This is a genomic window from Aquirufa sp. (genome assembly GCF_044342065.1).
In the GTDB taxonomy this organism is placed as follows: Bacteria; Bacteroidota; Bacteroidia; order Cytophagales; family Spirosomataceae; genus Aquirufa.
In genome coordinates, this window is record NZ_JBIIQN010000018.1 from 15,172 (window position 1) to 30,652 (window position 15,481).

9 protein-coding genes are annotated in these 15,481 nt (G+C 38.6%); 4 read left to right on the forward strand and 5 right to left on the reverse strand.

The annotated features are described in order from the left end of the window. Nucleotide 1: 1 nt before the first annotated feature. On the reverse strand, nucleotides 2-2,494 hold the full coding sequence (gene topA / locus ACIQZ2_RS07730; RefSeq protein WP_395768278.1) for a type I DNA topoisomerase: 2,493 nt from the start codon (nucleotides 2,492-2,494) through the stop codon (nucleotides 2-4). A gap of 110 nt (nucleotides 2,495-2,604) precedes the next feature. Further along, nucleotides 2,605-4,890 (reverse strand): DUF5686 family protein, encoded by a 2,286-nt coding sequence (locus ACIQZ2_RS07735; RefSeq protein ID WP_395768279.1) that lies wholly within the window; start codon nucleotides 4,888-4,890, stop codon nucleotides 2,605-2,607. A gap of 171 nt (nucleotides 4,891-5,061) precedes the next feature. Here ACIQZ2_RS07735 and ACIQZ2_RS07740 point away from each other — a divergent pair, with 171 nt between their 5' ends. The 3 genes from ACIQZ2_RS07740 to ACIQZ2_RS07750 all read left to right on the forward strand — a co-directional run bounded on the left by ACIQZ2_RS07740 (nucleotide 5,062) and on the right by ACIQZ2_RS07750 (nucleotide 8,968). Continuing rightward, nucleotides 5,062-7,326, forward strand: a complete 2,265-nt coding sequence (locus ACIQZ2_RS07740) for an aconitate hydratase (RefSeq protein ID WP_395768280.1) — start codon at nucleotides 5,062-5,064, stop codon at nucleotides 7,324-7,326. 72 nt (nucleotides 7,327-7,398) lie between these two features. Then, the gene (locus ACIQZ2_RS07745) at nucleotides 7,399-8,340 is read left to right on the forward strand and encodes a ribose-phosphate pyrophosphokinase (protein WP_395768281.1); all 942 of its coding nucleotides are present in this window, start codon (nucleotides 7,399-7,401) and stop codon (nucleotides 8,338-8,340) included. Between the two features lie 61 nt (nucleotides 8,341-8,401). Next, complete coding sequence (locus tag ACIQZ2_RS07750) at nucleotides 8,402-8,968, forward strand: 50S ribosomal protein L25/general stress protein Ctc (RefSeq protein WP_395768282.1); 567 nt, start codon at nucleotides 8,402-8,404, stop codon at nucleotides 8,966-8,968. 107 nt (nucleotides 8,969-9,075) lie between these two features. On the opposite strand, the gene ACIQZ2_RS07755 is transcribed toward ACIQZ2_RS07750, so the two are convergent. Both ACIQZ2_RS07755 and ACIQZ2_RS07760 read right to left on the reverse strand, forming a co-directional pair. After that, on the reverse strand, nucleotides 9,076-11,256 hold the full coding sequence (locus tag ACIQZ2_RS07755) for a sodium-translocating pyrophosphatase (protein ID WP_395768283.1): 2,181 nt from the start codon (nucleotides 11,254-11,256) through the stop codon (nucleotides 9,076-9,078). A gap of 66 nt (nucleotides 11,257-11,322) precedes the next feature. After that, complete coding sequence (locus tag ACIQZ2_RS07760) at nucleotides 11,323-13,869, reverse strand: DUF5686 and carboxypeptidase regulatory-like domain-containing protein (RefSeq protein ID WP_395768284.1); 2,547 nt, start codon at nucleotides 13,867-13,869, stop codon at nucleotides 11,323-11,325. Between the two features lie 78 nt (nucleotides 13,870-13,947). On the opposite strand from ACIQZ2_RS07760, the gene ACIQZ2_RS07765 reads away from it, so the two are divergent. After that, entirely contained in the window at nucleotides 13,948-15,150 is a 1,203-nt protein-coding gene (locus ACIQZ2_RS07765; RefSeq protein WP_395768285.1) for an aspartate aminotransferase family protein, read from the forward strand. On the opposite strand, the gene trxA is transcribed toward ACIQZ2_RS07765, so the two are convergent. Continuing rightward, a complete protein-coding gene (trxA, locus tag ACIQZ2_RS07770; RefSeq protein WP_315576240.1) occupies nucleotides 15,147-15,470 on the reverse strand; it encodes a thioredoxin in 324 nt (107 codons plus the stop codon). The genes ACIQZ2_RS07765 and trxA overlap by 4 nt on opposite strands. Nucleotides 15,471-15,481: the final 11 nt, after the last annotated feature.

The following is a 15,481-nucleotide window of genomic DNA, read 5'->3' on the forward strand; positions in this document are numbered from 1 at the left end:
TTTATTTTTTTCTCGTTGTCTTTTTAGGAGCAGGAGTCGCATCGCCTAATGCAATACAATCATCTAAAGTTAAACTAGCGGGATCTTGACCCTTAGGAATTTTAACATTGCGTTTACCAATTTGGATATAAGGGCCATACATTCCATTCACAACTTTGATTGCCGCATTTTCAGGGTATTCCTTAATAATCTTATTTGCTTCAGCATTTCTTTTGGCAAGGATTAATTCAATTGCGCGTTCTTGAGTAAGTGAGGTTAAATTATCCGTTTTACTCAATGAAATATATTTTCCATTATGCTTAACATATGGACCAAATCTACCCTTACCCGTTTCAATTAATTGATCTTCAAAATAGCCCAAGCCTGCAGACTCCGCAGCTTTTTGAGCGGCCTGCATAACCAATACCGCTTGGTCTAAATCGATTGTAAATGGATCATTAGGTTCAGGTAAGCTTGTGAATTTTCCATCGAATTTAATGTATGGTCCTAATTTACCTGCACCAATAATTACCGGCTTATCATCTAAAATACCTATTTCGCGAGGCAATTTTGGTCGAGCTAATAACTTAATTGCATCTTCAAAACTTAAGGTAGCAATGGATTGATTCTTCGCAAGATTAGCAAATACGGGCTTTTCTTCTTCGCCAGATTCTCCCAGTTGAACAAAAGGTCCAAACTTACCTAAACGAACTGATACTTTTTTACCTGTCTCGGGATCAACGCCAAGTTCACGCCCTCCACCCACAGAACTACGCGCGATTCCTTTACTTTCTTCAATGGTCTTGTGAAATGAACCATAAAAATCTTTCATCAATTTAACCCATGGCAATTTCCCTTGCGCAATATGGTCAAATTCATTTTCCATTTCAGCAGTAAACGTATAATCGACAACCTCTTGGAAATTTTCAACTAAAAAGTCTGTGACAAGTGTACCAATGTGTGTAGGAAACAATTTCGATTTCTCGGCACCAACCATTTCCGTTGATTTAACGCCAGCAATCTCGTTATCTTTCAACGTCCAAGTTTGAAAGTTTCTTTCCCTTCCAGCACGATCCTCTTTCTCGACATAAGCGCGCTTGATTATCGTAGAAATAGTAGGCGCATAAGTCGAAGGACGACCAATACCTTTTTCTTCTAAAGCTTTCACTAAACTTGCCTCTGTATACCGCGGGGCAGGTCGAGAAAAACGTTCCTGTGCCTTAATCTCATCTAATTGTAAAATTTGCCCTACCGCCAACGGGGGCAACATATCTTTATTTTCATCCTCATCTTCATCGTCTTTGCCCTCTAAATATGCTTTTAAGAAACCTTCAAATGCCACAACTTCCCCCTGAGCAACTAGCAGTTCTGTTGTCGTAGAGATTTCGATTTGTGCCGTGGTTCTTTCTAGCAATGCATCGGACATTTGAGACGCAATAGAGCGTTTCCAAATCAATTCATACAATTTACGCTCTCTGGAATCGCCCGATAAGGTAGAGAGACCAAAATCCGTGGGACGGATTGCTTCGTGAGCTTCTTGTGCACTATCAGATTTTGTTTTGAATTGACGTGCATAGTGAAACTTTTCACCATAATTTGATTCAATGGCAGCTTTAGCTTTATCACGAGCTTCTTGAGAAAGCATAGTTGAATCGGTACGCATGTACGAAATTCGCCCTGATTCATACAATTTCTGAGCTATAGACATGGTCGTTGCAACGGCATAGCCTAATTTTCGTGAAGCTTCTTGTTGGAGCGTTGAGGTTGTAAATGGAGGAGCAGGCGTCTTTTTCGCAGGTTTAGTTTCTAAACTTTTAATGGAAAAAGTAGCACCCACACATTTCTTCAAAAATGCTAAGGCATCGCCTTCTTTAGCAAAATTTTTGGCTAATTCAGCCTTCAGGACCTTTTTACCGGGCAAATCAAACAAAGCACTAACCTTAAAGGTAGCGATGCTTTCATGGTGTTCTATTTCTTTCTCTCTTTCGACAATCAATCGCACCGCAACTGATTGAACACGTCCAGCAGACAAACCTTTCTGTACCTTAGACCACAACACAGGTGATAATTCAAAGCCAATCAAACGATCCATTATTCTGCGCGCTTGTTGTGCATTCACTAAATCCATATCTATACCCCGCGGTTGCTCGATTGCTTTTAAAATAGCGGATTTGGTAATTTCACGAAATACGATGCGTTTGGTGTTATCCTTAAGGTTCAAGGCTTCTTTAAGGTGCCAAGAAATAGCCTCTCCCTCACGGTCGTCGTCAGTTGCTAACCATACCTCTTCACATGACTTGGCTAATTTTTTTAATTCTGAAATAACCTGCGTCTTATCTGCTGAAACTACATAAGTTGGCGTGAAATCATTTTCTACATCGATAACCTTATCACCCTTGGTAGGTAAATCCCGCACATGACCATATGAAGATTTTACAATAAAATCCGAACCCAAATAACCTTCTATCGTTTTTGCTTTTGCGGGGGACTCAACTATGACCAAATTTTTTGCCATTAGATAAATGTTACAGGTTAAATTTTTCGATAAGACCTCAAATATAGTTGCTTAAAATGTATTTGTTTGCAATTAGTGTGAAAGCACCAAAAAAAATCTAAAAAATTATATTATTCTGGAATATTGCCGATTCGTATTCGTGAATTTAGATTAACCCTAAAGCCTAGATAATTAAATCTACCATTAGAAAAATTTGCAATAGCTTCTAACCTTAAAACTTTAAATACTCCATCTAGTCCATATCCTAGTTCTTGATAAAATAGGTTTTGCTTGGGAAGATACACGGCATTCGTAATTAACAATTCCTTCACATAAGCTTTCTTAGTGCCTAACAACGGTTTAAGCCAAAGGTTTGAAAATTGGAATTGAGAAAGTGCTTCTACAAAATTACCCGACGTACTAAAGGCATAATGATTGACATTTAAGCGTTGATTGGCGCCATTTGTAAAATTCTGGTAATAGCCAACCAATCGATGTGAAGCCAGCATCTCACCAGTCTGTATCAAATTGAGGGTTCCATTAAAATGTTTATAATCCAAAAAATGTTGGGGTGCATGCCCAAAAAATGTACCCGCATTTAGTATAAAGCCAGATTTTGCCCATGGTGATAAGGCTAAATTTTGCACGTAGGATAGTTCAAGCATGTGAAAATCAACTTTAGATGCAAATAAAGTCGGCCAACCAGCTCGATATTTAACAAGAAACAAAGGAGAGGAGCCCCAATCACTTTGGCGCGTAGAATTAAGATAAGATTGCGTTAAAAATGGACGAAAACCAACCGAAAATTGAGTTATAAATGCTTTATGCGAGGCAAACCCTTCCGTTACATATTCAGAATTGGTAGGATTATTACTGCCAAAATCCCGATCTAAGTAATTGATCCATTGATAATTGGTTGTATTATCCATTTGGGACCTAAAGGCAGACTCTACCAAGGCTTTGAAAAAAACACGTGAAGAAAAACGTTTTAGTATAGAAACATTCCAAAAACGCCTACTGTAAATTTTCATTTGATTGTTCTTCAACAACAAGGTGGCCAGTGAATTCATTTCAGGTGCTATCGAATTTTCAGGATTGTACTGAGCGACAAAATCCCCTTGCATAGCAGAAATATCTAAATTCTCTGTCCTGTAACGCAATTTTATATACCCTGTATTGCTATTTAGCCCAAATGATCTTCTACCCAAAACCTCCGTTTCCAACATATGATATCGAGCCCAACGTTTTCTAAATACCAAACCAGTATTTGCAACAAAACCTTCAACTGTATTATAATTTGAATCAAATACGGGAGACCTGAAATATATCTCAAAAGGGAAAAAATCTCTTTTCTTTTGACCGAAGAAAAAAGACCTACTAAATACCAATTGGTCAATTCGAAAAGGCACTCTTCGTAAGGTATCATAATTTGCAACGATAGAAGAATCTAGCGATACCGGGAAAAAGTCCTTACGAATAGCTAGCCGATTAGCGTGTGTATATTTTACAGAATCAATAGAAACTAATGCGGACTGAGGTCTTTCCTTCCATTTTCGAATTAAACCTCCATGGAGATTTGTTAACAACTGGCTAACAAATGTTTCATCGAATGCTCGATCCGCAATATTTAATACCTCTTTAACCGTATGGGGTTTTTCGAAATCTTGCACCTTGGGTTGCCAAAACTGTATTTCTCCTTTGACAAGCTCTTCTAACTCATATTCGCCTGTGATTCCCATTACCCCACCCTTAGCGTAAAAGTGTGCTCTCAAGGGTAACCAAATCTCATATTTATATTGATTTTGAATATTAACAAGGTAATTAATCGCATCGGATTCAACGGTACCCTCAAAACCGACAAACATTCCTTCTTGACTCAAAGTCAGAATTCCTGAAAATAAATGATCAGTCTTCATTTTTGGACTAATGGTAAATTGATACACCGCTTGCCCTTGTAGCAGGAATGTTTGCTTGAAAGTAAATTCATAATAACTCCTTGCATGAAAATTCAATGGCGAAACACATTGACTACCAACAAAATCTTGATAAAAATCAACCCAGAAAAATAAGGTGGGTTTAGGATATTTTATTTGACTTCCATGAACTTGTTGGATTTCGTGAATTAATTGATTCATGGCACCCAAATACACATGGGAATTTGTTTGCTTACCGTACCATTGTCCTATTTTAATCCCTTCTAGTTTTTGTAAACGTTGTTTTCCAAAATAAGGAAATCGATCAAAGCGACCTTTTTCAGCAATTTCTGCATCAAATTGTATATGACGAATTTGAGCTGCATAATTAGGGGCTTTTGCCAAGGCTAAATCCACAACCGCTTGAAAATCATTCATTTGAGCAGTTATAACGCGTGGAAATAACAGCAATAAAATGACAAAGAATCGTTCAAGAATTTTCAAATTGAAAAGGCTTATTAGCTAACAAAAACAGCAAAAAACATTATTTAACAAGGAAAGGATTGCCAAATTTCAATAATTTATGAAGCTAAGGAAATCATACATGTCAAAATTGGCAATTTTCAAGCGAATCTATTAATTTTGTGAGCAATTTCTTAAATAAAAACTATTAACATGGCCTTTGACATTGAAATGATTAAAGCTGTTTACGATAAAATGCCTGCACGCATTGCTGCTGCTCGCGCTTTAACGGGAAAACCGCTTACGTTAACTGAAAAAATCCTTTATAGCCATCTTTGGGAAGGAACTCCTTCTTCGGCTCATGAACGTGGCAATTCCTATGTAGATTTTGCTCCAGATCGTGTTGCTATGCAAGATGCTACTGCGCAAATGGCTTTGTTACAATTTATGCAAGCTGGTCGGCCGCAAGTTGCTGTACCATCTACCGTGCATTGCGATCACTTAATTGAGGCTAAAGTAGCATCTACCACAGATTTAGCAGTTGCAGTAGATAAAAATAAAGAGGTTTACGATTTCTTGTCATCGGTTTCTGATAAATATGGTATTGGTTTCTGGAAACCAGGAGCTGGTATTATTCACCAAGTAGTATTGGAGAATTATGCGTTCCCAGGTGGAATGATGATCGGGACAGATTCACACACAGTAAATGCAGGTGGTTTGGGTATGATCGCGATAGGCGTGGGTGGTGCAGATGCTTGCGATGTCATGGCAGGATTAGCATGGGAATTGAAATTCCCTAAGTTGATCGGTGTTAAATTAACAGGTAAATTAAATGGTTGGACCGCACCAAAAGATGTAATCTTAAAGGTGGCGGGTATATTAACGGTGAAAGGTGGCACAGGATGTGTGGTTGAATACTTCGGAGAAGGCGCAACTTCTATGTCTTGTACGGGTAAAGGTACAATCTGTAACATGGGTGCTGAAATCGGCGCAACCACATCTACTTTTGGCTATGATGATTCGATGGCGCGTTATTTACAGTCAACGGGTCGTGCGGATGTAGCTGCCATGGCAGATCAAGTACGCGAGCATTTAACAGCTGATCCTGAGGTTTACGCAAACCCTGAAAAATACTTTGACCAAGTAATTGAGATCGATTTAGATACATTAGAACCACATTTAAATGGTCCTTTCACACCAGATTTGGCTACACCAATTTCTAAAATGAAAGAATTGGCTGAGAAAAACGGTTGGCCTACGAAAGTGGAAGTTGGCCTAATCGGTTCATGCACCAACTCATCTTACGAAGATATCGCACGTGCTGCTTCTTTAGCGAAGCAAGTAGCTGCCAAAGGACTAAAAACAAAAGCCCAATTCACAATCACACCTGGTTCTGAATTAGTGCGATATACGATTGAGCGTGACGGATTTATTGATACATTCAATACCATTGGTGCAACTGTATTCTCGAATGCTTGTGGACCATGTATAGGTCAATGGGCTCGTCCAGGAGCAGAAAAAGGAGAGAAGAATACGATTGTTCACTCATTCAACAGAAACTTCGCGAAACGTGCGGATGGCAATCCAAACACATTTGCATTCGTGGCTTCACCAGAAATGGTTACTGCCTTAGCAATAGCGGGTGATTTAACATTCAATCCATTAACGGATACCTTGACAAACGAAAAAGGAGAACAAGTTAAATTGGATGCTCCATCAGGAGATGAATTGCCAAAATTAGGATTTGCTGCAGAAGATGCGGGATATCAAGCTCCGGCAGCTGACGGTTCTGGTGTGCAGGTTAAAGTTTCACCTACCTCAGATCGTTTACAATTATTAGATCCATTCGCTGCTTGGGAAGGAACTGATATTTCAGGCTTGAAATTATTGATTAAAGCCAAAGGAAAATGTACAACTGATCATATCTCGATGGCAGGTCCCTGGTTGAAATACCGTGGTCACTTGGATAATATATCAAATAACATGTTGATTGGCGCTGTCAACTTCTTTAACGAGAAGACTGACAATGTAAAAAATCAGTTAACGGGTGAATATGGTCCAGTACCAGCAACCCAACGAGCATATAAAGCGGCTGGCGTTGGTACGATTGTAGTAGGAGATACAAACTACGGTGAAGGATCTTCGCGTGAGCATGCGGCTATGGAGCCACGTCACTTAGGTGTTCGTGCGGTTCTAGTAAAGTCATTTGCTCGTATTCATGAAACCAACTTGAAAAAACAAGGTATGTTAGCATTAACATTCGCAAATGAAGCAGACTATGAAAGGATTCAAGAAAACGATAGCATTAATATTGTTGGTCTAAACACATTTGCTCCAGGCAAGCCATTGACCATTGAATTAGTTCATGCAGATGGTTCGAAATATAGCTTTGCTGTGAATCACACGTATAATGAACAACAGATCGAATGGTTCAAAGCAGGTGGTGCATTGAATATTATTCGTGCTTCTGTAAAATAGATTTGATTTAAGGCGTAAAATGTCTAATTTTGCGCCTTAATTTTTATAATTAAGCCCTTTTTAAACACACACATGGCAGCGATTAACGCAGTTAAAATATTTTCTGGATCTGCATCAAATTATTTAGCAAAGGATATTGCCAAATATTACGGCAAGGATTTGGGTGCAGTAACTATTTTAAAGTTCTCAGACGGTGAAATGTCACCGAGTTTTGATGAGTCTGTACGTGGGTGTGATGTATTTATAATTCAGTCCACATTCCCTACAGCAGATAATTTAATGGAGTTACTTTTGATGATTGATGCTGCTAGAAGAGCATCAGCCCATTATGTAACGGCTGTTATTCCGTATTTTGGATATTCCCGTCAAGATCGTAAAGATCGTCCACGTGTAGGTATTGGGGCTAAATTGATTGGAAATTTATTGACTGCAGCTGGAGCGGATCGTTTAATGACGATTGACTTGCATGCTGGTCAAATCCAAGGATTTATGGATTTCCCGGTAGACCACTTGGAAGGAAATGCCATCTTTGTTCCATATTTGAAATCTTTAAATTTAGAAAATATAGTATTTGCTTCTCCTGACGTGGGAGGGGTGGTACGTACCCGCAACATGGCCAAATTCTTCAATGCAGAAATGGTTATTTGCGATAAGCACCGGAAACGTGCCAATGAAATTGCGTCAATGCAATTGATTGGAGATGTTAAAGGCGCAGATGTCGTTCTTGTTGACGATTTAATTGACACCGGTGGAACTTTATGTAAAGCTGCTCAATTAATCATGGATAAGGGTGCAAACTCCGTTCGCGCGGTGGTAACACACCCTGTTTTATCAGGTAAAGCGTATGAGAACATCGCCAATTCAGTGTTAACGGAATTACTGGTTACTGATACAATTCCTCAAAAACAAACAAGCGATAAAATAAAGGTTTTATCGGTTGCTGAGCTTTTTGCTAAGGCAATTGGTCGTATCCGAGATCACGAGTCTATCAGTTCATTATTTATAAAATATTAATTTCAACCGTTTTCAGGGGATAGCCTTTGTGCGAAAGACTGGAAACACTAACAAAAACAAAATGAAAAAGTTAGAAATCGTAGGGTATAAACGCGCTACATTAGGTACCAAAGGTTCAAAAGATTTACGTGCAGAGGCACTGGCTCCATGTGTATTGTATGGTGGTAAAGAGCAATTGCATTTCGCTGTTCCAATGATCTTGTTCCGTGAGTTATTATACTCTGCAGATGTTTATGAAGTAGAATTGAATATTGAAGGTGATATTCACCGTGCTATCTTACAAGATGCTCAATTTCACCCAGTAAATGAAATGATTCTTCACGTTGACTTCTTAGAAATCACGGCAGATAAGCCTATCAAAATTGAAGTTCCTGTAAAAATCATAGGAAATTCTCCTGGCGTTATTAAAGGGGGTAAAATGGTTCAAAAATTACGTAAAGTATCTTTACGTGGTTTAGTTGGAAATATTCCTGATTTTGTAACTGCTGATATCTCAGGCCTTGATTTAGGTCAAACAGTTAAAGTAAATAAGTTAAAAGTTGAAGGTTGCGAAATCTTGAATCCACTAACGAACCCAGTTGCAACAATTGATATCCCAAGAGCTTTAAGAGGTAAATTAACAGCTTAATACTCCTTGTGAATTTCTGATAGAACTAAAAAAGCCAGGCTATAAGCCTGGCTTTTTTTATTTTATGTATAGCGATTCGCGTTTATGCGAATCGCTAATTAACCTACTTAATGCTTTGCTACCATCTTGACAATAGGAGCAGGAGATTTTACACTTGAATGAGCAGGACTCTTTCCAACGTGTATATAAGGCGCAATAACCAATGAAACAATCGACATCAATTTAATCAAGATGTTCATCGATGGTCCTGACGTATCTTTAAATGGATCACCAACTGTATCACCTGTTACCGCGGCTTTATGAGGCTCAGAACCTTTCTTGAAAGTTTGACCATCTATGAGAACACCCTTCTCGAAAGACTTCTTAGCGTTATCCCATGCTCCACCGGCATTTGATTGGAAAATTCCCATCAAAACACCCGAAACAGTAACACCGGCTAATAAACCTCCTAAAACTTCAGGTCCCATGGTAAAGCCAACAATAACTGGAACAGTTAAAGCGATTGCTCCTGGTAAAATCATTTGACGAATAGAGGCCTCGGTTGAAATAGCTACGCATTTCTCGTATTCTGGCTTGGCCTTGTATTCCATAATACCCGGAATCTCACGGAATTGACGGCGAACTTCATTCACCATTTCCATAGCAGCTTTACCTACCGCTGAGATACATAACGCGGAAAAAATAAATGGAATCATACCACCCACAAACAATCCAGCCAAAACATCTGCTTTATAAATATCGATTGCATCAATTCCTGCAATACCCACAAATGCTGCAAACAATGCCAACGATGTTAACGCTGCAGAAGCAATCGCAAATCCTTTACCAGTTGCTGCTGTGGTATTTCCTACCGCATCCAAATTATCCGTACGGTCACGAACCTCTGAAGGCAATTGAGACATCTCAGCAATACCACCAGCATTATCAGCAATAGGACCGAATGCATCGATTGCTAATTGCATAGCCGTTGTTGCCATCATACCTGCAGCAGCGATTGAAACACCATATATACCTGCAAAATGGTAAGAAGCAATGATACCCGCGGCTAAGACTAAAATAGGCAATACCGTAGACTCCATACCTACAGCTAATCCGCCAATAATGTTTGTTGCATGACCCGTTCCTGATTTCTGTACAATAGAATCAACCGGGCGCTTGCCCATCGCTGTGTAATATTCTGTGATAATCGACATCAAGGTACCAACAACCAATCCTACAATAATGGCATAAAATACATCCATTGCAGAAAAAGTCGTTCCACGAAGTGTTAAACTTTCAGGTAAGATATTCGTTACTAAAAAATACGAAGTAACGAATGTAATTGCAATAGAAGCATAATTACCAACATTCAAAGCATTTTGAACTGAATCAGTTTCCTTAGAAATACGTACAAAAAACGTAGAAACCAAAGAAGCGATCAAACCTACACCTGCAATCAACATAGGCAATAAAACAGGGGAGAAGCCACCATAGTTATCTGTTACTTCAATTTCTTGACCCAATACCATAGTTGCCAAAATAGTAGCAACATAAGATCCAAACAAATCGGCGCCCATACCAGCCACATCTCCCACGTTATCTCCCACGTTATCTGCAATGGTTGCCGGATTACGCACATCATCTTCAGGAATACCTGCTTCTACTTTTCCAACTAAATCAGCACCTACGTCAGCAGCTTTCGTATAAATACCTCCACCTACACGAGCAAATAAGGCAATAGATTCTGCACCTAATGAAAATCCAGCTAAAACTTCAATAGCCGTTTTCATTTCAATGGAAGTCAATGCTTTTCCCTCAGCGAAAATTTGATAAAAAGCAATAAACAAACCGCCTAGTCCTAAAATTGCTAGACCTGCAACTCCCATACCCATCACTGAGCCACCGGTAAATGAAACATTTAATGCTTTCGCTAACGATGTACGAGCTGCTTCCGCAGTACGAACGTTAGCTTTAGTAGCCACAATCATCCCAATATATCCTGCAGTTGCTGAAAATATTGCTCCAATTAAAAAAGCAAGGGCAATTAATGGAGATGAATGAATGGGATTTTCAATCGAACCTGTTTGTGCTCCTAACCAAGCCAATAATATAGAAGTAGGAATAGCGAAATAGGCTAAAATTTTCCACTCAGCTTTTAAAAATGCAATAGCACCATCTGCAATGTAACCGGATAATTCCTGCATTTTATCATTTCCGGCATCTTGTTTAGATACCCAACTAAATTTCCATGCTGTGTAAAGCAATCCTACCAAACCAAAAGCAGGAACTAGGTAAACAATTTGATTCATAAAGTTCAATTTAGATTATATCAAAAAAATTTAGCACAATTTAGGTAAAAATGTGCAAATAAACAATTAGAATGGCAATTTGACAAGAACTTTCCATTTTTCAGGAACGACATTCCCCATAGGGTATACCAAATCAATACCAAAAATTTTCCCAATACCAGAAAGTCCATAAGTAAGCTCTTGGTAATGAATGGTTTGAGAATTCAAAGAAGTTTGAAGATACGAATAACCTACTTTTTCTTTCAGGCCATAAAGTGACAGAAAAGCATTCTGAGTGAAGATGAATTTTCTAGGCTCCCAAGATAAAAAAGCTTTAATATGACCTCCAGGATTTGAAAGTGCATAATAGGGTAAAGCTAAAAAGCTTGCTTCTCCACTAGAAATATTAATTTCATTTCCTTTAAAATGTTGATAATCCAAAATCAAAGATGGTTTATGAATAAAATGAGCCGCTGTAATGCGGTAGTTTAATTCCCCCCAATTTGCTAACGAAATAGTCTGTGATACTTGAAGAGATACTTTAGTAAATGCATTATCACCTAATGCCTGTTCGTATCCACCGGAAATGGTAGGTCCTACCTCGTTCGATAATCTACGGGATCCATTGTAACGTCTCCAGGTTGCAAAAGGTTGATAACGCATAAATATATACGCATAAGCTTGCTTGCTTGTAGCAAAAGGTAATCCATTGGAAGCAAAACGACGTTCCTTAAAGAATAAACCATTTTCCTCTTGATTAACTAAACTAGTTCGAGACCTCAATTCCAAATCCGTACTCAGTCTCCATTTAGCATTTAATTGTATGGCATAGGAAGCTTTGATAAAATCTTTCTGATAGAGCCTCAAAAAATTCTGGGATAAGAATAAGGCATAGTATCGATTAATACTGGCGGAAATTGGCTCTGTTGAATTGATTTGCTCAATAGTGGAGCCGCCGGAAAAACCTAACCTTTGGCGATTCTCATCCCAATTACGAACGAAATGCACAGATCCATTGAATGCCTTTCTTGAAAAAGCATATCGAATATCAAATCCCGTTTCCCAATAATCAGACAATTTATTGGTAAATCGGTAATCTAAACCACGACCCAAATGGTATCCATCCACTGCATTATAACCAGACAGAATTCCACTCAAAGTTAAACGAGCGCCTAATCCTTTTTGGCCATACGAATAGGTTCTAGCAGTCACAATATCGCCAAATCGGAAACGAGGTAATGAATTAACCGAATCTTTTAATCGTTTTTTCTCATCTTGAACAGATAAACTATCAGCTTCCTTATATCCTTTAACCTCAGCTTCTGTTAAGGGAACTTGACGTTCTGCTTCCCAGTAATCCTCTTTTTTAAAGGAGGCTGAAGAATCAACCGTAATGGTATAATCTGAACTAAACTCTTCACTTTTTACTTCTTTCTTCTCTTCCTTCTCTATTTCTTTCAGTACTTTCTTCAGCTTTTTACGAGTTAATTCTTTACCCAAAGCCAATTTAGGGGAAGCTATTTTTTCTTTATTTATTTCCTTAGCCCAATCCCTATGTAATCGTTCTTCTATAATAGTTGGCTTAACTACAAAAGCCGGATTAACTTTAATTGAATACTCTTTAACCTGCGTGATGTAACGGAAAGTTGCACCGAATCCCATCGCATCAAAATTTATATTCACATCATAATTTACTGGCATCCAAACTCCTTGAAACAAGGCGTTTTGTTGCTGAAATGTATAATAACCCTGTGAATTTCGAAAAGCTAAACTGAAGGAATAGATACTCCAAGTATCTTCTACAACGGAAAGTGTACCTTCAAACAAATCATTCGATGATGACTTTGGTTTCACTTGAATCTTCGAAACGGTTTGTCCATTTAACTGAAAACTACCCAAATAGGCAAAATTGTAAAATGAAAATGCCGAGGGAGAAATCGGGGAAATCAGAGATCCCCAAACCTTAGGTAAATAAAAATTCGTTTGCGTAATTCGTAAATTGGGAGCCCCAGAATTCCTAATTACTGCGGGTAAATTATTTCGATTTGAAAGTACTTTTTCATCTAACTTATTGGGCCGCGTATAGGTTATCTGATTTATTCCCTCTAAAACATAGGTCGAACCCACCTTAATTCCAGCCTCCTTTTCCAACTGTTTACCTACGAGCGCATTCATCACTTTAGATATGGAGGTAATTTTACCCGCCCCTTTAACATAGCCTTTAGCCGAATACCGATCAATTTCCTTTAAATGAAATGGAGCCATGGATATCATCCTACGCATAATCCCAATCGCTGGATCCTCCTTCAAACCTCCAACATTGACATCCTGAAGCGTGACTGCTTCATCAGTTAGAACAACATCGAGCGACACGTTTTCTGAAATCGTGACTTTATGTGGTTTTGGCGTATGACCAAGAAAACGAAAAACTACCTCATGCTCACCTTTAGGTAATTGAATGGCATATTTCGCGTCTTCATTCGCTAATGTCCCCTTGTTCAAGTTGGTAACCCAAATCGTAGCAAAAGGTAAAAGTTCTCCATTTTTGTTTTTAACAACGCCCGACAATGTTTGGCTTATAACCCAAGAAGATGTAAACAAAATAAGGAATAATGTAATTAGCGGCTTTTTCATGATGCAATAAAAAGGAAAATCAGACAAAACACCATACTAGAAACTGATATTTTGATAAAAGGCTGTAAATTTGGGTGAATGGGACTTACGCATCGACAACTTTTTCAAAAACATGTAGCGCCAACCTCGGATACACCATTGGCGTTAGAAATTATATCAGCAGAACATATCTATTTAACAGATTGTTTTGGCAAAAAATACATTGATTTAATTTCAGGAATAGCCGTTTCAAATGTAGGACATCGTAATCCTGCAGTTGTTCAAGCCATAAAAGATCAAGTAGATAAATACATGCACCTGATGGTGTACGGTGAGTATATTCAAAGTCCTCAAGTGTTATTAGCCGAGGCCCTCGTTAAATCAACAAAAACACAACACCTGAACCAAGTATATTTTACGAATTCAGGAACTGAGGCACTTGAAGGTGCGATGAAGTTGGCCAAGCGATATACCCGAAGAACGGAATTTATATCCTGTTTAAATGCTTACCATGGAGCCTCTCAAGGTGCATTATCCTTAGCCGGTGATGAAAATTTTAAAAATAGCTTTAGGCCACTCTTGCCTGATATCAAACATATCAGACACGGAAATATGGATGACTTAGTTCATATAACGACAAAAACCGCGGCCATTGTTATTGAAATCGTAGCCGGTGAAGCAGGCGTGAAGCAAGCCTCAAAATCTTATTTTAAAGCGTTACGCGAAAAGTGCACCCAAACAGGTTGCTTATTAATCATAGATGAAATACAAACTGGTTTTGGGCGGACAGGCACTTTTTGGGCCTATCAAGGCATGGACATCCTACCTGATATTCTGCTAACAGCCAAAGGAATGGGGGGCGGGATGCCCATAGGAGCATTTATTGCCAATGACTCTTTGATGCGAACCTTGTCTTATGAACCCGTTTTAGGACATATAACTACTTTTGGTGGACATCCTGTATCCTGTGCAGCATCTTTGGCTACATTGAATTATATTCTAAAAAATAATTTACTCGAACATATTCAGAAAAAGCACTTACTTTTTAAGGATTTATTGATACATCCAATCATCAAAGAATTTAGAGGGGTAGGCCTTATGATTGCTGTCGAAATGCAAGATTACAAAACGGTCAAAGCAGTGATCGATGAATGTATAAAAAATGGCTTAATCACCGATTGGTTTCTCTTTTGCGACAATTCACTACGCATTGCCCCCCCATTGGTTATTTCCGAAGAGGAAATAAAAATGGCTTGCAACATTTTGTTACAAGCCATGAATAACGTTTATAAAGCAATTTAAGCGTGCTTTAATAAGGTTTCTGCCAATACAGATTTTGGAATATTTCCACCCACTAAACGCTCAACCATTTCGCCGTTTTTAAATACCATCAATGTAGGAATTGAACGAATTCCTAATGACGCAGGAACTGCTGAATTAGCATCTACGTTCATTTTAGCAACAACAGCTTGACCTTCCACATCGCCCGCTAATTCCTCTACAATTGGTCCAATCATTTTACATGGCCCACACCATTCAGCCCAAAAATCCACTAATACAGGTGTCGGTCCACTAATTAATTCTTGAAAGTTGGCATCTGTTGCCTCTACATATTTTCCCATTTTCTAGTTTA